Origin of the sequence: Paramagnetospirillum marisnigri (assembly GCF_001650715.1) — a bacterium.
Classification (GTDB): domain Bacteria; phylum Pseudomonadota; class Alphaproteobacteria; order Rhodospirillales; family Magnetospirillaceae; genus Phaeospirillum; species Phaeospirillum marisnigri.
The window spans coordinates 16,199-33,821 of the sequence record NZ_LWQT01000053.1 but is presented as its reverse complement, the minus strand read 5'-3'; the positions used below and the strand labels follow the sequence as shown (position 1 = coordinate 33,821).

The window sequence follows — 17,623 nt, the reverse complement described above, 5'->3', positions numbered from 1 at the left end:
GAGGGAAGACCCTCCATGTCGGAAGAGGAGAATGACCATGACGGCGATTGCTTCCAGTCTGTCGCTTGCCCCCGAGGGCAACCTGACCCGTTATCTCCAGGACATCCGCAAATTCCCCATGCTGCCGCCGGAAGAGGAATACCAGCTGGCCAAGCGCTTCCGCGAGCACGGCGATATCGCCTCGGCCGACAAGCTGGTGACCAGCCATCTGCGGCTGGTGGCCAAGATCGCCATGGGCTATCGCGGCTATGGCCTGCCCTTGGGCGAGCTGATCTCGGAAGGCAATGTGGGCATGATGCAGGCGGTGCGCCGCTTTGACCCGGAACGTGGCTTCCGCCTCGCCACCTATGCCATGTGGTGGATTCGCGCCGCCATCCAGGAATATATCCTGCATTCCTGGTCGCTGGTGAAGATGGGCACCACCGCCGCCCAGAAGAAGCTGTTCTTCAACCTGCGCAAGCTCAAGGGCCAGATGCAGGCCATCGAGGAAGGCGACATGTCGGCCGAGAATGTGGCCAAGATCGCCCACAATCTCGACGTCACCCCGGAAGAGGTGATCAACATGAACCGGCGCCTCGCCAGCCCCGACCATTCCCTCAATGCCCCGGTGCGGGCCGAGGGCGAAGGCGAGTGGCAGGACTGGCTGGTGGACGATCACGAGGACCAGGAAACCGAGCTGGGCGAGCGCGAGGAACTGGGGCAGCGCCGTCAGATGCTGACGGCCGCCCTGGCCGGGCTCAACGATCGCGAACGCGCCATCCTGACCAAGCGCCGCCTGACCGATGATCCCGCCACGCTGGAGGATCTGTCGCAGCATTACGGCATCTCGCGCGAGCGGGTGCGCCAGATCGAGGTCCGCGCCTTCGAGAAGCTGCAGAAGTCGGTGAAAAGCGCCGCCGCCGCCCAGGAGGTCGGGACGTTGCGCTGTTGATAAGGCCGTGAACCAGTGCAAAGGGCCGGTTCCCGAGAGGGACCGGTCCATTTCTTTGTCTTAACCGCCCTTCTTGGCCACTTCGTCGCCCCATTCCTCCACCAGCTTCTTCTGGGCGGCTTTCAGGGCATTGACCCGGCGCTGGCCGCTGGCGGCCAGATAGCTGGCCACCATGGGCGGCATGGCGGCATAGATGCCCCAGCCGATGGCGGCGCAGCCATAGGCCACCATCAGCATCACCGGGTCGGTCACCAGCCGCAGGGCCTCGTCCAGGGTATGGACGCCGAACCATAAGCCGAACAGATAGGGGAACACCCCGGCGAAGTTCAGGCCGCCGACGCACAGGAAGGCGTATTTGTTGGGGCCTTTCTCGGTGGCCCACGAGCCCAGGGTGGGCAGCATGGTGAAGAAGATCAGCACCGCCGTGGGCAGCGAAAACGGCACCAGGGCGGCCAGGATGGCCAGCACCACGCCCTTGTTGATGCCACCGCCACCGCCGCCTTTCTTGGCCGCCGCCGCCGCTCTGGCTTGCGCTACCGCTGAGACGTTTTTCTTCGCCATGGCCGAATCATGGCATCTCGATGGGGGATTGGCAACGCATCAGGCAGCGGGGGCATCACGTAGCGGGGCGGCGGGCCAGCAGCAGGCTGCCCAGAACCGCCGAGGCCAGCGAGCCGCCCAGGACCCCCAGCCGGATGGCATTGTCGTGCTGGATGCCATCGAAGGCCAGGGTGCCGATGAACAGGCTCATGGTGAAGCCGATGCCGGTCAGCACCGCCACTCCGAAAAACTGCCCGAGGCTGGCGCCCGCGGGCATCCGGCCCAGGCCGAGACCGATGGCCGCCAGGGTCGCGGCCATCACCCCGATCGGCTTGCCCAGGAACAGTCCGGCGGCAACCCCAACGGTGATGGGATCGGCCAGGGTGGCGGCGCTCACCTGCCCCAGGAAGACACCGGCATTGGCAAAGGCGAACAGCGGCAGGATGGCGAAGGTCACCCAGGGATGCAGGCCGTGCTCCATCACCCGCAACGGCGAGGCATGGGGGCCGCCGCCTCCACGCAAGGGGATGGCGAACCCCAATGCCACCCCCGCCAGGGTGGCATGGACGCCGGATTCCAGCACGCAGGCCCACAGGATCGCTCCCACCACCACATAGGGGGCGAAGGCGGTGACGCCCGAGCGGTTCAGGGCCGCCAGCGCCATCAGGGCCAGGGCGGCCAGCACCAGGGCCGGGACCGACAACTGGGCGGTATAGAACAAAGCGATGATCACGATGGCGCCCAGGTCGTCCATGATGGCCAGCGCCAGCAGGAAGATGCGCAGGCTGGGCGGCACCCGCTTGCCCGCCAGGGCCAGCACGCCCACGGCGAAGGCGATGTCGGTGGCGGCGGGAATGGCCCAGCCGCGCATGGCCTCGGCATCGCCCCAGGTCACGGCCAGATAGACCAGGGCGGGCGCCGCCATGCCGCCCAGGGCGGCGATCAGCGGCAGGCTGGCCTGCCTGAGGCTGGACAGCTCGCCTTCCAGCACCTCGCGCTTGATCTCGAGGCCGACCATCAGGAAGAATACCGCCATCAGTCCGTCATTGACCCAATGGTGCAGCGGTTTGGCCAGGACCAACTCGCCCGCCTGTAGCGACAGGCGGGTTTCCAGGAAATGCTCGTACACGGAATGAAGCGGAGAATTGGCGAAGGCCATGGCGGCGAGGGCGGCGGCCATCAGCACCACGCCTCCGGCGGCGTCATGTCTCAGCAGGGCTCGAAGTCTGGAAAGAGACATCATGCAGGCAGGGTAGCAGCCGTGCACGAATGGGTGAAGCTGTGTCTGTACGCAGGCCGACGGCATTGATAAAGTGCGGCCCAATCCCGGGCGGCCGAGGCGGCCGCCCCGAGCCGAGAAGAGTTGCCGCCGCCATGTACCTGCTGATCGATAACTACGACAGCTTCACCTATAACCTCTGGCATTATCTGGGCGAATTGGGCGCCGAGGTGGAGGTGCGGCGTAACGACGCGCTGACCGTCGATCAGGTCCTGGCCATGGCGCCCCAGGGCATCGTCATCTCGCCCGGTCCTTGCGATCCCGATCGCGCAGGCATCTGCCTGGAGCTGATCCGCCGCGCCGCCGGGCGTATTCCGCTGTTCGGCGTCTGCCTGGGGCATCAGGCCATCGGCCAGGCCTTCGGCGGCAAGGTGGTGCGCGCCCCCAAGCCCATGCATGGCAAGGTCGATTCCATCATCCATGACGGAACCGGCGTCTTCGCCGGACTGCCCAGCCCGTTCCGCGCCACCCGCTACCATTCCCTGGTGGTGGAGAAGGACGGCTTCCCCGACTGCCTGCATGCCTCCGCCTGGACCGAGGACGGGCTGGTCATGGGACTGGTCCACAAGGACCTGCCCATCTGGGGGGTGCAGTTCCATCCCGAAAGCATCGAGACCGAGCATGGCCACGACATGCTGCGCAATTTCCTGAACCATACCGCGACCCGCACCGGAAACGCCGCCTGATGAGCACCGCACCCGCCCCCAATCCGCCCGCCACCCTTGCCCTGATGAAGGAGGTGCTGGGCCGTCTCGCCGTCGGCGCCACCCTGTCGGAAGACCAGGCCGAAGAGGTGTTCGAGGTCATCATGTCCGGCGACGCCACCCCTGCCCAGATCGGCGGCTTGCTGATGGCGCTGCGCGTCCGTGGCGAGACGGTGGAGGAAATCAGCGGCGCGGCGCGCATCATGCGCTCCAAGGCGCTCAAGGTGGACGCCCCGGCGGGCGCGGTGGATACCTGCGGTACCGGCGGCGACGGTTCGGGCACCTTCAACATCTCCACCGCCGCCGCCTTCGTGGTGGCGGCCTGTGGCGTGCCGGTGGCCAAGCACGGCAATCGGGCGCTGTCGTCCAAGTCGGGCTCCGCCGACGTGCTGGGCGCGCTCGGCATCAAGGTCGATGCCGACATGGCGCTGGTGCGCGAATGCCTGTTCGAGAACAATATCGGCTTCCTGATGGCGCCGCGCCACCACAACGCCATGCGCCATGTGGGCGGTCCCCGCGTCGAGCTGGGAACCCGGACCATCTTCAATCTGCTGGGGCCGCTGTCCAATCCGGCGGGTGCCACCCGTCAGGTGCTGGGCGTCTTCGCCGAGCAGTGGGTCGAGCCTATCGCCCGGGTGCTGGGGCGGCTGGGCTCCGAGCATGCCTGGGTGGTGCATGGCACCGACGGGTTGGACGAGTTGACCACCACCGGCCCCTCCAAGGTGGCCGAGCTCAAGAACGGCGAGGTTCGCCTCTTCACCGTCACCCCGGAGCAGGCCGGGCTGGCCCGCGCCACGCCCGACCAGTTGAAGGGCGGCGATGCCGCCCTCAACGCCGCCGCGCTGAAGGCGGTGCTGGCGGGGGAAAGGGGCGCCTATCGCGACATCGTGGTGCTGAACACCGCCGCCGCCCTGATCGTGGCGGGCAAGGCCGATGATCTGGCGCAGGGCGCCCGGCTGGCCGAACAGGCATTGGATAGCGGGGCCGCCGCCGCCGTTCTCGACCGCATGGTCGCCATCACCAATCGGGAGGTTTGAGCAGATGAGCGCAACTCCGACCATTCTCGACAAGATCTGTGCCGAGAAGCGCAAGCAGGTGGCGGAGCAGAAGGGCCGCCGCCACATCCAGGAGCTGCTGAAGCGGGCCCAGGACCAGGCGCCGCCGCGCGGCTTCGCCAAGTCGCTGGAAACCCATGTGGCGAAATCGGGCTATGGCATCATCGCCGAGATCAAGAAGGCCTCGCCCTCGGCGGGGGTGATCCGCGCCGACTTCAAGCCGGATATGCTGGCGCGGGCCTATCAGCGCGGTGGCGCCGCCTGCCTGTCGGTGCTGACCGATCCAAAATTCTTCCAGGGCTCCGACGCGGACCTGGGCGCGGCGCGCTCGGCCTGCGAAATCCCGGTCCTGCGCAAGGACTTCATGGTCGACCCCTATCAGATCGTCGAGGCGCGTGCCCTGGGCGCCGACTGCGTCCTGCTGATCGTCGCCGCCCTGACCGACGCCGAGCTGTCCCAGATGGAGGACATCGCGCTGGGCTATAACATGGACGTCATCCTGGAAGTCCATGACGAGGCCGAACTGGAGCGGGCGCTGAAGCTGAAATCGCCGCTGATCGGCATCAATAATCGCGACCTCAAGATCATGAAGACCGATCTTGCCACCACCGAGCGGCTGGTGCCGCTGATCCCCAAGGGCAAGGTGGTGATCTCGGAAAGCGGGTTGGAAGGGCCGGGCGACCTCAAGCGCATGGCTTCCGCCGGAGTGTGGCGCTTCCTGATCGGCGAGGCCCTGATGCGCCGCGCCGATGTGGAGCAGGCCCTGAAAGTGCTGCTGGCCGGGGCCAATGTCTGATCCCGGCGCCCCGGCGGGCGGGCTCACCCATTTCGATGGTGACGGCAACGCGGTGATGGTGGATGTCTCGGCCAAGGTCGAGACCGAGCGGGTGGCGGTGGCCCGGGGGTCCGTGGTCATGAAGCCCGAAACCCTCGCCCTGATCCGCGATCGGGCCCTGAAGAAGGGCGACGTGCTGGCGGTGGCGCAACTGGCGGGGATCATGGCCGCCAAGCGTACCCCCGACCTGATTCCACTCTGCCACCCCCTGGCCCTGACCTCGGTCGGAGTGGAACTGTCCCTTGATGAAGCCGCCTCCGCCGTCCATATCGAGGCGGTGTGCAAGCTGAATGGCCGAACCGGCGTCGAGATGGAGGCCTTGACCGCCGTCACGGTGGCCGGGCTCACCGTATATGATATGTGCAAGGCGGTGGATAAGGGCATGCGCATCACCGACATCCGGCTGGTGCGCAAGTCCGGCGGCAAGTCGGGACTCTTCGAGGCGGAATAATGATTTCAGTTGCGGAAGCCCTGGCCACCATCCTTGCCGGAGCACGGCCGGTGGCGGCGGAAATGATCGGCCTCGCCCAAGGCGGAGGTCGGGTGCTGGCCGAGGACCTTGCGGCGCGGGTGTCGCATCCGCCGGTACCGGTCTCGGCTATGGACGGCTATGCCCTGCGCGCCGCCGATCTCGCCGGTTTGCCCGCCGCTTTGGCGGTGATCGGCCAGTCGGCGGCGGGTGCGCCCTTCGCGGGAGTGGTGGGGCCGGGCCAGGCCGCACGTATCTTTACCGGCGCGGCGCTGCCCGCAGGCGCCGACGCGGTGGTGATGCAGGAAGACACCGAGCGCCAGGGCGACAGCGTCCTCATCAAGGTAGCGGTGCCGCCGGGCAAGTTCGTGCGGCCCACCGGCCTGGACTTCAAGACCGGCGACGTGCTGCTGCCCGCCGGAACCGTGCTGGACGGCCGCGCCATCGGTCTGGCGGCGGCCATGAACATTCCCTGGCTGTCGGTCAAGCGTCGGCCGCGCATCGCGGTGCTGTCCACCGGTGACGAGATCGCCATGCCCGGCGACCCCCTCGGCCCGGCCCAGATCCTGGGTTCCAACGGCCCCGGTCTGGCGGCCTTCATCCAGGGCGAGGGCGCCGAGGCCATCCATCTGGGCGTCGCCCGCGATTCGCGGGAATCCCTGGATGCCATGATCGGGGCGGCGGCGGGGTGCGACCTGCTGGTCACCACCGGCGGCGCCTCGGTGGGCGATTATGATCTGGTCAAGGACGCCCTGTCCCAGGCCGGGCTGTCGCTAGGCTTCTATACCGTCGCCATGCGGCCGGGAAAGCCGCTGATGTTCGGCGATCTGAAGGGGGTGCCGGTGCTGGGCCTGCCCGGCAATCCGGTCTCGGTCATGGTCTGCGCCGTGCTGCTGGTGCGGCCGATGATCAGGGCCATGCTGGGTCTGGAGAGCAAGACCGAGACTTTGGCCGCCCGCCTGGGCCGCGACCTGCCCGCCAATGACGTTCGTCAGGACTATATGCGGGCGGCGCTGAACCGTCAGGACGACGGCAGTCTGGTGGCGACGCCGTTCACCGTCCAGGACAGCGCCGTGCTGTCGGGCATGGTGCGGGCCGATTGCCTGGTGGTGCGGCCGCCCTTCGCTCCTGCCGCGACGGCGGGCGAGGTGGTGGAGATCGTGCGGCTGTAGGGGGCATGGCGCGTGATCCGACCCGTCATGTCATCCCGAGCGATAGCGAGGGACCTCATCCTGGAGCGACCTTTCCAACCTGAACCCGCCATTCCAGGTGGAGATCCCTCCGCCCCAGGGCGTCGGGATGACAGGTCATTTCAGACGTCGGCCGATTTAGTGGGGCGAGGCGCCCGCGCTCCCGCTATTCCTAGGCCAACACCACCTGATCGGCGGACCAGCGCCGGGTGACCGGGTTGCACAACGAGCGCCATTCCTCGAACCGGCGCCGGGCGTCGGCCTCGGCGGATTTGCGGCTGAAGCGGCCCAGATAGGTGACGCGCATTTCGGCCGAGTCGCTGTCGACCGGGCTGCCGTCCAGGGCGAAGCCGAAACGCAGGGGGCGAAAGCTTCCCATCTCAGTAGCTCCGCAGCAGGCCGACGAGACGGCCCTGCACCTTGACCCGGTCGGGCGGGAAGATGCGGGTCTCGTATTTCTTGTTGGCGGGTTCCAGGGCGATGGAGGCACCCTTGCGGCGCAGGCGCTTCAGGGTCACTTCCTCGTCATCCACCAGGGCGACCACGATGGTCCCGGCCTCGGCGGAGTCGCAGGACCTGATCACCACGGTGTCGCCGTCATGGATACCGGCGTCGATCATGGAATCGCCCTCGACGGTGAGGGCGTAGTGATTGCCCCCGCCCAGCATGGCGGCGGGGACGTCGATGCTGTTGGAATGGTCGCGTAGTGCCTCGATGGGAGTGCCCGCCGCGATCTTGCCATAGAGCGGCAGGGTGACGGCGTCGGAAGGCCCGGCCACCGGCGCCCCGGCCAGCGACGGAGCGAAGCCGCCCTTGATCACGGTGGGGGAGAAGGCCTTGCTGGGCAGCGGCAAGGGCTGGTCGGCGGCGTTCTCGGGCAGACGAACCACTTCCAGGGCACGGGCGCGGTGGGCGAGGCGACGGATGAAACCGCGTTCCTCCAACCCGGTGATCAGGCGGTGGATGCCCGACTTGGACTTGAGGTCCAAGGCATCCTTCATCTCGTCGAAAGAGGGGGAAATGCCGGTGGCGCGAAGACGCTGGTCGATGAATACCAGCAGTTCATATTGTTTGCGAGTCAGCATCCCGACATCTCTCCTGGGTGGGCCAATGTGAACAAAGGCCAAACAATGCCGTTTTGTTCTAGGCTCGTTCCCGTTCCGCGTCAATATGATTCTTTTTTGTTCCGGCGGGAGAATTCAGCGAAACCGGGAGGGTGGGCGTCAGCGTTGTTGCTTTGCTACAACATGTGGTATAGGCATGCCATCCAATTTCATGGCATTAGGGTTGGAATAGGGTCCATGGCGGGTCATTCACAGTTCAAGAACATCATGCACCGCAAGGGCGCGCAGGACGCCAAGCGGGCCAAGGTCTTCACCAAGCTGATCCGGGAACTGACGGTCTCGGCCAAGTCGGGCCTTCCCGATCCCACCATGAATCCGCGCCTTCGGGCGGCGATCGTGGCGGCGCGGGCCGCCAACATGCCCAAGGATACCATGGACCGCGCCATCAAGCGCGGCGCCGGGGGCGAGGACGGCGCCAATTACGAGGAAGTGCGCTACGAGGGCTATGGTCCCGGTTCGGTGGCCATCATCGTCGAAGGGCTGACAGACAACCGCAACCGCACCGCCACCGAGGTCCGCACCGCCTTCAACAAGAATGGCGGCGCCCTGGGCGAGACCAATTCGGTCTCCTTCATGTTCGACCGGGTGGGCGCCATCCGCTTCCCCCTGGCCGCCGCTGGGGCCGAGGCCATGTTCGAGGGCGCCCTGGACGCCGGGGCCGACAATGTGGAATCCGACGACGAAGGCCACGAGATCACCTGCGCCCCCGACGATCTGGGCGCGGTGCGCGATGCGCTGGAAGCCCGTTTCGGCACGCCGGAATACGCCCGTCTGGATTGGAAGCCGCAGACCACGGTTCCGGTCACCGACGAGGAGGTGGCCAAGACGCTGCTGAAGCTTTTGGACATCCTGGAAGACAATGACGACGTCCAGCGGGTCCAGGCCAATTTCGAGATTTCCGACGAGTTGATGGAAAAGCTCGGCGGCTGAGCAGCCCGCGCATGAGGCATGATCGATGAGGGTTCTGGGGCTTGATCCGGGGCTGCGCAACACGGGTTGGGGGGTGATCGACGTGATCGACAACCGCCTGCGCCATGTGGCCGACGGCGTGGTCAAGTCCGATGCCTCGCTCTCCCTGGCGGAGCGTCTGGTCCAACTGTTCGACGGCGTCACCGGCGTCATCGGCCAGTGGTCGCCGGAAGAGGCGGCGGTCGAGGAGACCTTCGTCAACAAGAACCCGGAAAGCACCTTGAAGCTGGGTCAGGCCCGTGGCGTCGTGCTGCTGGCCCCGGCCAAGGCCGGGCTGCCGGTGGGGGAATACGCCGCCGCCCTGGTCAAGCAGGCGGTGGTGGGCACCGGCCGCGCCGCCAAGGATCAGGTGGGCATGATGGTGCGCACCTTGCTGCCCGGCTGCCTCGCCGCCACGCCCGATGCCGCCGATGCCCTGGCGGTGGCCATCTGCCACGCCCATCACCGCGCCACCCAGCGCAAGCTCAGGGCGGCCTTGCGATGATCGCGCGGCTGAAGGGGCTGATCGATTCCCAGGGCGACGACTGGGCGGTGGTGGACTGCGGCGGCGTCGGCTATCTGGTGTCGTGCTCGTCGCGCACCCTGGGCCGCCTGCAGGCCGGAACCGCCAGCGCTCTGTTCATCGAGACCCATGTGCGCGAGGACGCCATCCAGCTTTACGGCTTCCTGGAGACCGGCGAGCGCGACTGGTTCCGCCTGCTGACCACGGTGCAAGGCGTGGGGGCCAAGGTGGCGCTGTCCATCCTGTCGGTGGCGGCGCCCGAGCAGTTGCTGCAGATCATCGCGGCACAGGACAAGACCGGCCTGACCCGTGCCAACGGCGTCGGCCCCAAGCTGGCGCTGCGTATCCTGACCGAGTTGAAGGACAAGGCGGGCAAGATCGCGCTCGGCGGTTTCGGCCCGGCGAGCGCGGCCATCGCCGCCTCGGCACCGTTGCCCGCCGCCAGCGGACCGCTGGAGGATGCGGTCTCGGCCCTGGTCAATCTGGGCTACAGGCGGCTGGAGGCCTTCCAGGCGGCGGGGGAGGCGGCCCGTGACCTGCCCGAGGATACCGACGCGTCGGCCCTGATCCGCGCCGCGCTGAAGCGGTTGGGCAAGGACCTGACGCGATGAGGGAGGTTTCGCCCGAGCAAAAGCCCGGCGATCCGGATGCCTCGATCCGGCCGCAAAGCCTCGACGACTTCGTCGGCCAGCGGCAGGTCTGCGAGAATTTGAAGGTGTTCATCACGGCGGCGCGCGATCGCGGCGACGCCCTGGACCATGTGCTGTTCCACGGCCCGCCCGGCTTAGGGAAAACCACCCTGGCCCAGATCATGGCCCGCGAATTGGGGGTGGGGTTTCGCGCCACATCGGGGCCGGTGATCCAGCGGGCGGGCGATCTGGCGGCGCTGCTGACCAATCTGGAGCCGCGCGACGTTTTATTCATCGACGAGATCCACCGCCTTAATCCTGCCATAGAGGAAGTGCTCTATCCTGCCATGGAGGACTTCCAACTCGACCTGATCATCGGCGAGGGACCCGCCGCCCGCTCGGTCCGCATCGACCTTCCCCGGTTCACCCTGGTGGGAGCGACCACCCGTTCCGGCTTGCTGACCACCCCCTTGCGCGAACGCTTCGGCATTCCCTGCCGGATGAATTTCTATACCCCCGACGAGTTGGAAAGCATCGTCAGCCGAGGCGCCCGGGTGCTGGGCTTCGCCCTGACCCCCGACGGCGCGGCGGAAGTGGCGCGGCGCTCGCGCGGTACGCCCCGCGTGGCCGGGCGGCTGTTGCGCCGGGTGCGTGATTTCGCCGCCGTGGCCGGGCGCTCGCCGGTGGACGCGCCGGTGGCGGACGCGGCGCTCAACCGGCTGGAGGTGGATTCCATCGGTCTGGACGCCATGGATCGCCGCTATCTGCGCATGATGGCCGAGAATTACGGCGGTGGGCCGGTGGGGGTGGAAACCCTGGCCGCCGCCCTGTCGGAAAGCCGCGACACCCTGGAAGAGGTGGTGGAGCCCTATCTGCTGCAACAGGGCCTGATCCAGCGCACCCCCAGGGGGCGCATGCTGTCGGCCTCGGGTTTCCGCCATATCGGCCTCAATCCGCCGCGCGAGGTGCTGGCCCAGTTGGATCTGCTGGCGTCGCTGCCGGAGGACGGGGAATGACGAGCGAGGCGAAGCCGAACCCCGTCCATGCCTTCCCCATCCGGGTCTATTACGAGGACACCGACGCGGGCGGCATCGTCTATCACTCGCAATACCTCAATTTCGCCGAGCGGGCGCGGACCGAACTGGTGCGCGAAATGGGCATCAGCCAGCGGGCGCTGCTGGAAGACGGCGAGGGCACCGCCTTCGCCGTGCGCGGCGCTCAAATAGAGTTTCTCCGGCCGGCCAAGCTGGACGACCTGTTGAGGGTGGAAACCCGCGTGACGGCGGTGGGCGGGGCCAGCGTCGAGCTGTCTCAGATCATTTTCCGCGATGCCGATGGCGCGGAAGTGGTTCGCATCGACGTTCGGCTAGGATATATCACCCTGTCCGGCAAGCCCGCGCGCATTCCGGCGGGCGTCAGGGACTTGTTCGGGACCTGGATCAGAGACGAAAGGCGGTAGGTATCATGGATCCTTCTCAGACAGCGGCGGTCGCCGGGGCGGCGATGCAGCACGATCTTTCCATGTGGGCGCTGTTCCTGCGCGCCGACATCATCGTGAAGTTCGTCATGCTGGCCTTGATCGCGGCGTCGTTCTGGTGCTGGGCGATCATCTTCGACAAGCTGCTGAAGGTGCGCCAGCTCCATACCAAGGCGGAACAGTTCGAGGAAGCCTTCTGGTCCGGCGGCTCGCTGGAGGAACTCTACGACCGCATCGGCGCGCGTCCGCTCGATCCCATGTCCTCCATCTTCGTCGCCGCCATGCGCGAGTGGCGCCGCTCGGCGGCCAAGGGCCTGGCCGACCGCGACAGCACCCGGGCCAGCCTGCCCCAGCGCATCGACCGGGTGATGACCGTCACCCTGGGCCGCGAGATGGAACTGCTGGAACGTCGCCTGGGCTTCCTGGCCTCGGTGGGCTCGACGGCGCCGTTCATCGGCCTGTTCGGCACCGTCTGGGGCATCATGAACAGCTTCCAGTCCATCGCCGCCACCAAGAATACCTCGCTGGCGGTGGTGGCTCCCGGTATCGCCGAGGCGCTGTTCGCCACCGCGCTGGGCCTGGTGGCCGCCATCCCGGCGGTGATCGCCTATAACAAGATCTCGGGCGATCTCGATCGCTATTCCAAGCGCCTCGAGAACTTCGCGGGCGAATTCGGCGCCATCTTGTCGCGCCAACTCGAGGAGAAGGCCTGATGGGCGCCTCCATCGGTGCACGCAAGGGGGGCCATTCGCGGCGCTTCCGCCCGGTGGCCGAAATCAACGTCACCCCCATGGTCGACGTCATGCTGGTGCTGCTGGTGATCTTCATGGTCACCGCGCCGCTGCTGACGGCGGGCGTGCAGGTGGACCTGCCCAAGACCTCGGCCGCCCCGTTGAAGGGCGACGACCAGCCGCTGTCGGTGACCATCGACGCCCACGGCAAGATCTACATCCAGGAAACCGAGGTCCAGTTGGACCAGTTGGCTCCCCGGCTCCAGGCCATCACCGCCCAGAAGCCCGAAACCCGCATCTTCGTGCGCGGCGACAAGGGCATCGACTACGGGCGGGTGATGGAAGTGATGGGCACTCTGGGCGCCGCCGGTTTCGCCAAGGTGGCCCTGGTGACCGAGGTCAAGGGCGGAGCCGATCCCGCCAAGCCCGCCAAGAAGGGAGCGCGGTAGTCCCCCATCATGGAAATGCGGCGCGACAGCTACGTCTTCTCGGGCGTCCTGCATCTGGCGATCTTCCTGATCGCCGTGTTCGGGCTGCCGCAGTTCTGGGACCCGCCGCCCATCGAGGAAACGCCGATGGTGGTGGACATCGTTCCCATTGGCGAGAAGACCAACCCGCCGCCGCTCCAGGACAACAAGCCGCAGCCCGAGCCCCAGAAGGCCGAGCCCGAGCCGCCCAAGCCGGAACCACCGAAACCAGAGCCGCCGAAGCCGGAACCGCCCAAGCCGCCGCCGCCGCCCACGCCTGCTCCTCCGCCGCCGCCTCCGCCGCCTCCGCCTCCGCCTCCGCCGAAGCCGGAGCCTGCTCCCGTTCCCGCGCCCAAGCCGGAGCCCAAGCCGGAGCCGCCCAAGCCGGAACCGCCCAAGCCCGAGCCGAAACCGGAGCCGCCCAAGAAGCAGAAGAACGTCACCGACGAGTTGGATTCCCTGCTGAAATCGGTGGACAAGAAGAAGCCCAAGCCCGAGGACGAGCTGGACAAGCTGCTGAAATCGGCCGAGAAGCTGAAGCCGTCGGTGCCGGAGAACAAGACCGCCACCCAGACCGCGCCGCAATCGGTGCGGGGCTCGGCGTCCAACAATCCGCTGGAACCGGTCTCCATGACCGAGAAGGACCGTATCCGCGCCCATGTGGAGCGGTTCTGGAACGTGCCGGCCGGGGCCAAGGATGCCGACAAGCTGGTGGTCTATATCCGGGTCTCGGTGCTGCCCGATGGTACGGTGACCGACGCCCAGATTCAGATGGGCGACCCCACCATGATGCTGAACCCGTTCTATCAGGCCGCCGCCGACAGCGCCCGACGCGCGGTGCGCGCCGCCAGTCCGTTGCCGATTCCGGCCAATAAATACGATCAGTTCAAAGACTTCACCCTGGCCTTCAATCCAAAATTCGCGGCAGGAAGGTGATCAATATGACTCGCATCCGCTCTTTCGTGGCGCTGGTCGCCGTTTTCGTCCTTGGCATGGTGGCAGCGCTCCCTGTCGGTGCCGAGGTCCGTATCGACATCACCCGCGGCCAGATGAAGCCGCTGCCCATCGCCATTCCGGAATTCGCCGGGTCGTCGGGCCAGGAAAGCCAGATCGGGAAGGATATCGCCCGGGTGGTTTCTGCCGACCTGGAGCGTTCGGGCCTGTTCAAGCCCATCGATCCCAAGGCGTTCATCCAGACAGTGGCATCCCTGCAGGTGCAGCCGCGCTTCCCCGACTGGAAGGCCATCAACGCCGAGGGCCTGGTGGTGGGCAAGTTGGACAATACCCCCGATGGACGGGTGCGGGTGGAATTCAGGCTGTGGGACGTGTTCGCCGAAGCCTATATGACCGGCTGGACCCTGTCGGCCTCGCCCAATGACTGGCGCCGCCTCGCCCACAAGGTCGCCGACGCCATCTATAAGCGGGTGACCGGCGAGGACGGCTATTTCGATACCCAGATCGTCTATATCGCCGAATCGGGTCCGAAGAACGACCGCAAGAAGCGTCTGGCCATCATGGACCAGGACGGCGAGAACCATCGCTTCCTCACCGATGGCAGCGAACTGGTGCTCACCCCCCGGTTCTCGCCCAGCTCGCGCGAGATCACTTATCTGTCCTATTACCGGGGCGTTCCCCGGGTCTATATCTTCAACCTGGATACCGGCCGCCGCGAGGCGCTGGGCAATTTTCCGGGTATGACCTTCGCGCCGCGCTTCTCGCCCGATGGCAACAAGGTGGCCTTCAACATGGCCGAGGACGGCAATACCGAAATCTACGAGATGAACCTGCTGACCCGTCAGAAGGTCCGTCTGACCACCAACTCGGCCATCGATACTGCACCCAGCTATTCGCCCGATGGCCAGCAGATCGTGTTCGAATCCGATCGTGGCGGCGGGCAGCAGCTCTACGTCATGTCGGCGGGCGGAGGCGGGCAGAACCGCATCAGCTTCGGTGACGGCCGCTACGGCACCCCGGTCTGGAGCCCGCGTGGCGATCTGATCGCCTTCACCAAGCAGAAGGGTGGGCAATTCTTCATTGGTGTCATGCGTCCGGATGGGTCGGGCGAGCGCTTGTTGGCCGAGGGCTTCCTGGTGGAAGGCCCCACCTGGGCGCCCAACGGCCGCGTTCTGGCCTTTTTCCGCGAATCTCCGTCGGATGAGCGCGGTCGTGGCCAGTCGGTGCGCCTGTACACCATCGATCTGACCGGTTCCAACGAGAGGGTTCTGCTGACCCCGGTCGATGGCTCCGATCCTGCGTGGTCCCCCTTGATTCCCTAGAATTATGTTTGTATAGTCCGCGCCGATTAGGATTTTTTCCGGTGGCATCGGGTCCCGAACTTGTGATGTCGCCGGCGGGGCGTGTCGTATCTTCATTGGTCGGCACGGAGTCTCTTGGGTCCGATCGTTGCTTTTTTCCGCGTCGCACTGAGGGGGAGTCCTCAAATATGAAACTGCGTTTCCTGAGCATTTTTGCCGCCGCCGCTCTGCTGGCCGCTTGCGAATCCGCGCCTTCCGACACCGGCAACAAGGGCAGCACCGCTGCCACCACTCCGCCGGCCGCCGCGAAGAGCATCGCTCCCGGCTCGAAGGATGACTTTGTCGCCAATGTCGGCGATCGCGTCTTCTTCGACTTCGATAAGTCCAGCCTGCGTGCCGACGCCAAGGCCACCCTGTCCAAGCAGGCCGCCTGGCTGAAGCAGTACGGCTCGTACACCATGACCATCGAAGGTCATGCCGACGAGCGCGGCACCCGTGAGTACAACCTCGCCCTGGGTGAGAAGCGTGCCAATGCCGTGAAGGAATTCCTGGCTGCCAATGGCGTCGCCGCCAGCCGCGTCAAGGTTGTTTCCTACGGCAAGGAGCGTCCGGTTGCTCTCGGCTCGAACGAGGCCGCCTGGTCGCAGAACCGTCGTGGCGTGACCGTCCTGAACTAATCAGGTCGATTACGGCGTGAAAAATGGGGCGTCCGCCCGTTCGTCAGGTCCATGACCGGCGGATTGGGCGGGCGCCTTATTTTTGCCCACTTTATGTGGATTGCTTGCGTCCCGGGAATTCAGAGAAGACGAGGCTCGAACTGTGCGACGACTTCTGACCACCACCGCCTTCATCGCCTTGCTTGGCGCCGCCATGCTGTCGCCCCAAGCCCTGGCCCAAAGCGATACCCGCGCCCTGTATGACCGCATCGAGCGGTTGGAGCGCGATCTGCAGATGGTGCAGGCGCAGGCGGCCCGGGGTGGCACCGCGCCGACCGTGGTCCGTTCGCCCATGGCCAATGACGGTTCGGTGGCCGGGTCCATGGCGTCGCGCCTGGAGGACCGCATCAATGAGCTGGAAGACGCCAACCGTTTCCTGACCGGCAAGATCGAGGAAGCGAATTTCCGGGTCAATCAACTCAACAAACAGATCGAGCGCATGCAGACCGATATCGATCTGCGCTTCAAGGAAATCAACGACCCGCGCGGCAGCGGCCCGGCGCCGGCCGCCCCCCAGCAGTCTCAAAGCCTGTCCATGCCCGCTCCCGCCGCCACCCAGCCCAATGGCGCGCCGGTGCTGATTCCGCCCAAGGGCGTCAATCCCGGCGCCAATGCCGCCGACAATGCCGGTCCCGCCCCGGGGCCGCAGGTGCTGGGCCAACTCAGCCAGAAGGACGCGAAGCGCGCCGAGGCCCAGGCGCAGCAGGCGGCCTCCGCCGCCGCTCCGGCCGTGCCCAAGGACCCTCAGGCCGCCTATGATGACGCCTATAGCCAGTTGCAGAAGGGCGATTTCGATTCTGCCGAGCGCGGCTTCCAGGGCTTCTTGAAGAGCTTCCCCAACCATCAACTGGCGGGTAACGCCCAGTATTGGCTGGGTGACATCGCCTTCTCCCAGAAGAAGGACTTCGCGGCCTCGGCCAAGCTGTTCGGCGAGGCCTACAAGAAGTATCCCAAGCATTCCAAGGCTCCCGACATGCTCTACAAGCTGGGGGCCTCGTTCGGCCAGTTGGACATGAAGGATCAGGCCTGCCGCACCTTCGCCCTGCTGTTCGCCGAACATCCTGGAATGGCCGACCGCCTGAAGCGTGCCGCCACCGGCGACAAGCAGCGGCTGGGGTGCAAGTAGGGGAAAGCCTAGGCTGTATCGATATTCAGGGAATTTGGCGGGCTTCGGACCAGAATGTCTTCCGAAGAGAAATTTCAGCCCCATCCGTTTGAATGTCCATTGACCCTACAGCCCCTTCTCCATCCGGATGTTGATGAAATCCTGGCCGCGAACCGTCACGACCTGCGATTCGATGATCTGGAAGCCGCGCGCCTCGAAGAAGGGGCGGGCGGTAAGGCTGGCCTCGGTGAACAGGCGGGTTAGGCCCCATTGTCGGGCCACGCTTTCCGTTTGGACCAGCAGAGCCGAGGCGATGCCCTGGCCCTGGCGGTCGGGATGGACGAACATCATGTCCAGATGGCCATCTGTTTCCAACTCACAGAAGCCCGAAAGCGAACCGTCCGTCACCGCGACCCAGCCCGGCCGATCGCCATGCCGCTGCGTCCACTCCGTCAGGTCGATGCTGTCGGGCGCCCAAGCGCGCAGTTGCTCCTCGTGGTAATCACGCCTTGCCACCTGGCGCACCGAGGCGCGGAACAGGGCGATAAGGGCGGGCATGTCGTCGGGCGTCATGGCGCGGAGGAGCGGGGCGGCTTTGAACATGGTGCCATTCCAGCATGGGATGGGACCGCCTCCAAGAGGCTT

Annotated in this window: 22 protein-coding genes; 17 read left to right on the top strand and 5 right to left on the bottom strand. The window is 66.2% G+C overall.

Going from position 1 to position 17,623, the window contains the following annotated elements; genetic code table 11:
* Positions 1–37: 37 nt before the first annotated feature.
* Positions 38–931, top strand: a complete 894-nt coding sequence (gene rpoH, locus A6A04_RS09635) for an RNA polymerase sigma factor RpoH (RefSeq protein WP_068492294.1) — start codon at positions 38–40, stop codon at positions 929–931.
* Between the two features lie 60 nt (positions 932–991).
* Here the strand turns inward: rpoH and A6A04_RS09630 are convergent, their stop codons facing one another.
* Positions 992–1,492 (bottom strand): acyl-CoA synthetase, encoded by a 501-nt coding sequence (locus tag A6A04_RS09630; protein WP_068492263.1) that lies wholly within the window; start codon positions 1,490–1,492, stop codon positions 992–994.
* A 55-nt stretch (positions 1,493–1,547) separates the two neighbouring features.
* Complete coding sequence (gene nhaA, locus A6A04_RS09625; protein ID WP_068492292.1) at positions 1,548–2,711, bottom strand: Na+/H+ antiporter NhaA; 1,164 nt, start codon at positions 2,709–2,711, stop codon at positions 1,548–1,550.
* A 134-nt stretch (positions 2,712–2,845) separates the two neighbouring features.
* Between nhaA and A6A04_RS09620 the strand changes: the two genes are divergently transcribed.
* From A6A04_RS09620 to A6A04_RS09600, 5 genes are read left to right on the top strand one after another with little or no spacing between them, the layout of a single operon-like run.
* Entirely contained in the window at positions 2,846–3,436 is a 591-nt protein-coding gene (locus tag A6A04_RS09620; protein WP_068492262.1) for an anthranilate synthase component II, read from the top strand.
* On the top strand, positions 3,436–4,491 hold the full coding sequence (trpD, locus tag A6A04_RS09615; RefSeq protein WP_068492261.1) for an anthranilate phosphoribosyltransferase: 1,056 nt from the start codon (positions 3,436–3,438) through the stop codon (positions 4,489–4,491). Before A6A04_RS09620 ends, trpD begins: the two co-directional genes overlap by 1 nt.
* Positions 4,492–4,495: 4 nt before the next feature.
* Positions 4,496–5,305: an indole-3-glycerol phosphate synthase TrpC gene (trpC, locus tag A6A04_RS09610; RefSeq protein ID WP_068492260.1), complete on the top strand. Its 810-nt coding sequence runs from the start codon at positions 4,496–4,498 to the stop codon at positions 5,303–5,305.
* Complete coding sequence (moaC, locus tag A6A04_RS09605; protein WP_068492259.1) at positions 5,298–5,795, top strand: cyclic pyranopterin monophosphate synthase MoaC; 498 nt, start codon at positions 5,298–5,300, stop codon at positions 5,793–5,795. The genes trpC and moaC overlap by 8 nt, the downstream gene beginning before the upstream one ends.
* Positions 5,795–6,985, top strand: a complete 1,191-nt coding sequence (locus A6A04_RS09600) for a molybdopterin molybdotransferase MoeA (RefSeq protein ID WP_068492258.1) — start codon at positions 5,795–5,797, stop codon at positions 6,983–6,985. Before moaC ends, A6A04_RS09600 begins: the two co-directional genes overlap by 1 nt.
* Positions 6,986–7,175: 190 nt before the next feature.
* Here A6A04_RS09600 and A6A04_RS09595 read toward each other — a convergent pair whose 3' ends face one another.
* A complete protein-coding gene (locus tag A6A04_RS09595; RefSeq protein WP_068492257.1) occupies positions 7,176–7,382 on the bottom strand; it encodes a hypothetical protein in 207 nt (68 codons plus the stop codon).
* Between the two features lies 1 nt (position 7,383).
* Positions 7,384–8,088 carry a transcriptional repressor LexA gene (lexA, locus tag A6A04_RS09590; protein WP_068492256.1) on the bottom strand — a complete coding sequence of 235 codons (705 nt, stop codon included), beginning with the start codon at positions 8,086–8,088 and terminating at the stop codon, positions 7,384–7,386.
* Positions 8,089–8,304: 216 nt separating this feature from the next.
* On the opposite strand from lexA, the gene A6A04_RS09585 reads away from it, so the two are divergent.
* From A6A04_RS09585 to ybgF, 11 genes are all read left to right on the top strand, one after another.
* On the top strand, positions 8,305–9,057 hold the full coding sequence (locus A6A04_RS09585; RefSeq protein WP_068492255.1) for a YebC/PmpR family DNA-binding transcriptional regulator: 753 nt from the start codon (positions 8,305–8,307) through the stop codon (positions 9,055–9,057).
* Positions 9,058–9,082: 25 nt separating this feature from the next.
* Positions 9,083–9,580 carry a crossover junction endodeoxyribonuclease RuvC gene (gene ruvC / locus A6A04_RS09580; RefSeq protein WP_068492254.1) on the top strand — a complete coding sequence of 166 codons (498 nt, stop codon included), beginning with the start codon at positions 9,083–9,085 and terminating at the stop codon, positions 9,578–9,580.
* Positions 9,577–10,209: a Holliday junction branch migration protein RuvA gene (gene ruvA, locus A6A04_RS09575; protein ID WP_068492253.1), complete on the top strand. Its 633-nt coding sequence runs from the start codon at positions 9,577–9,579 to the stop codon at positions 10,207–10,209. The genes ruvC and ruvA overlap by 4 nt, the downstream gene beginning before the upstream one ends.
* A complete protein-coding gene (gene ruvB / locus A6A04_RS09570) occupies positions 10,206–11,243 on the top strand; it encodes a Holliday junction branch migration DNA helicase RuvB (RefSeq protein ID WP_068492252.1) in 1,038 nt (345 codons plus the stop codon). Before ruvA ends, ruvB begins: the two co-directional genes overlap by 4 nt.
* Positions 11,240–11,686, top strand: a complete 447-nt coding sequence (locus tag A6A04_RS09565; protein ID WP_068492251.1) for a YbgC/FadM family acyl-CoA thioesterase — start codon at positions 11,240–11,242, stop codon at positions 11,684–11,686. Before ruvB ends, A6A04_RS09565 begins: the two co-directional genes overlap by 4 nt.
* 5 nt (positions 11,687–11,691) lie before the next feature.
* Positions 11,692–12,417 carry a protein TolQ gene (gene tolQ / locus A6A04_RS09560; protein ID WP_068492250.1) on the top strand — a complete coding sequence of 242 codons (726 nt, stop codon included), beginning with the start codon at positions 11,692–11,694 and terminating at the stop codon, positions 12,415–12,417.
* A complete protein-coding gene (gene tolR, locus A6A04_RS09555; RefSeq protein WP_068492249.1) occupies positions 12,417–12,884 on the top strand; it encodes a protein TolR in 468 nt (155 codons plus the stop codon). The genes tolQ and tolR overlap by 1 nt, the downstream gene beginning before the upstream one ends.
* A gap of 9 nt (positions 12,885–12,893) precedes the next feature.
* Positions 12,894–13,838: a cell envelope integrity protein TolA gene (locus tag A6A04_RS09550; RefSeq protein WP_068492248.1), complete on the top strand. Its 945-nt coding sequence runs from the start codon at positions 12,894–12,896 to the stop codon at positions 13,836–13,838.
* 5 nt (positions 13,839–13,843) lie between these two features.
* Positions 13,844–15,178, top strand: coding sequence for a Tol-Pal system beta propeller repeat protein TolB (gene tolB / locus A6A04_RS09545; RefSeq protein WP_068492290.1), 1,335 nt, complete (start codon positions 13,844–13,846; stop codon positions 15,176–15,178).
* A 167-nt stretch (positions 15,179–15,345) separates the two neighbouring features.
* Positions 15,346–15,834 (top strand): peptidoglycan-associated lipoprotein Pal, encoded by a 489-nt coding sequence (gene pal / locus A6A04_RS09540; RefSeq protein ID WP_068492247.1) that lies wholly within the window; start codon positions 15,346–15,348, stop codon positions 15,832–15,834.
* A 142-nt stretch (positions 15,835–15,976) separates the two neighbouring features.
* Complete coding sequence (gene ybgF / locus A6A04_RS09535) at positions 15,977–16,999, top strand: tol-pal system protein YbgF (RefSeq protein WP_068492246.1); 1,023 nt, start codon at positions 15,977–15,979, stop codon at positions 16,997–16,999.
* Positions 17,000–17,104: 105 nt separating this feature from the next.
* Here ybgF and A6A04_RS09530 read toward each other — a convergent pair whose 3' ends face one another.
* On the bottom strand, positions 17,105–17,581 hold the full coding sequence (locus A6A04_RS09530) for a GNAT family N-acetyltransferase (protein WP_068492245.1): 477 nt from the start codon (positions 17,579–17,581) through the stop codon (positions 17,105–17,107).
* Positions 17,582–17,623: the final 42 nt, after the last annotated feature.

Coding starts and splice junctions, on each gene's coding strand:
- rpoH (WP_068492294.1), top strand. CDS start 38: ATGACGGCGATTGCTTCCAGTCTGTCGCTTGCCCCCGAGGGCAACCTG.
- A6A04_RS09630 (WP_068492263.1), bottom strand. CDS start 1,492: ATGGCGAAGAAAAACGTCTCAGCGGTAGCGCAAGCCAGAGCGGCGGCG.
- nhaA (WP_068492292.1), bottom strand. CDS start 2,711: ATGTCTCTTTCCAGACTTCGAGCCCTGCTGAGACATGACGCCGCCGGA.
- A6A04_RS09620 (WP_068492262.1), top strand. CDS start 2,846: ATGTACCTGCTGATCGATAACTACGACAGCTTCACCTATAACCTCTGG.
- trpD (WP_068492261.1), top strand. CDS start 3,436: ATGAGCACCGCACCCGCCCCCAATCCGCCCGCCACCCTTGCCCTGATG.
- trpC (WP_068492260.1), top strand. CDS start 4,496: ATGAGCGCAACTCCGACCATTCTCGACAAGATCTGTGCCGAGAAGCGC.
- moaC (WP_068492259.1), top strand. CDS start 5,298: ATGTCTGATCCCGGCGCCCCGGCGGGCGGGCTCACCCATTTCGATGGT.
- A6A04_RS09600 (WP_068492258.1), top strand. CDS start 5,795: ATGATTTCAGTTGCGGAAGCCCTGGCCACCATCCTTGCCGGAGCACGG.
- A6A04_RS09595 (WP_068492257.1), bottom strand. CDS start 7,382: ATGGGAAGCTTTCGCCCCCTGCGTTTCGGCTTCGCCCTGGACGGCAGC.
- lexA (WP_068492256.1), bottom strand. CDS start 8,088: ATGCTGACTCGCAAACAATATGAACTGCTGGTATTCATCGACCAGCGT.
- A6A04_RS09585 (WP_068492255.1), top strand. CDS start 8,305: ATGGCGGGTCATTCACAGTTCAAGAACATCATGCACCGCAAGGGCGCG.
- ruvC (WP_068492254.1), top strand. CDS start 9,083: ATGAGGGTTCTGGGGCTTGATCCGGGGCTGCGCAACACGGGTTGGGGG.
- ruvA (WP_068492253.1), top strand. CDS start 9,577: ATGATCGCGCGGCTGAAGGGGCTGATCGATTCCCAGGGCGACGACTGG.
- ruvB (WP_068492252.1), top strand. CDS start 10,206: ATGAGGGAGGTTTCGCCCGAGCAAAAGCCCGGCGATCCGGATGCCTCG.
- A6A04_RS09565 (WP_068492251.1), top strand. CDS start 11,240: ATGACGAGCGAGGCGAAGCCGAACCCCGTCCATGCCTTCCCCATCCGG.
- tolQ (WP_068492250.1), top strand. CDS start 11,692: ATGGATCCTTCTCAGACAGCGGCGGTCGCCGGGGCGGCGATGCAGCAC.
- tolR (WP_068492249.1), top strand. CDS start 12,417: ATGGGCGCCTCCATCGGTGCACGCAAGGGGGGCCATTCGCGGCGCTTC.
- A6A04_RS09550 (WP_068492248.1), top strand. CDS start 12,894: ATGGAAATGCGGCGCGACAGCTACGTCTTCTCGGGCGTCCTGCATCTG.
- tolB (WP_068492290.1), top strand. CDS start 13,844: ATGACTCGCATCCGCTCTTTCGTGGCGCTGGTCGCCGTTTTCGTCCTT.
- pal (WP_068492247.1), top strand. CDS start 15,346: ATGAAACTGCGTTTCCTGAGCATTTTTGCCGCCGCCGCTCTGCTGGCC.
- A6A04_RS09530 (WP_068492245.1), bottom strand. CDS start 17,581: ATGTTCAAAGCCGCCCCGCTCCTCCGCGCCATGACGCCCGACGACATG.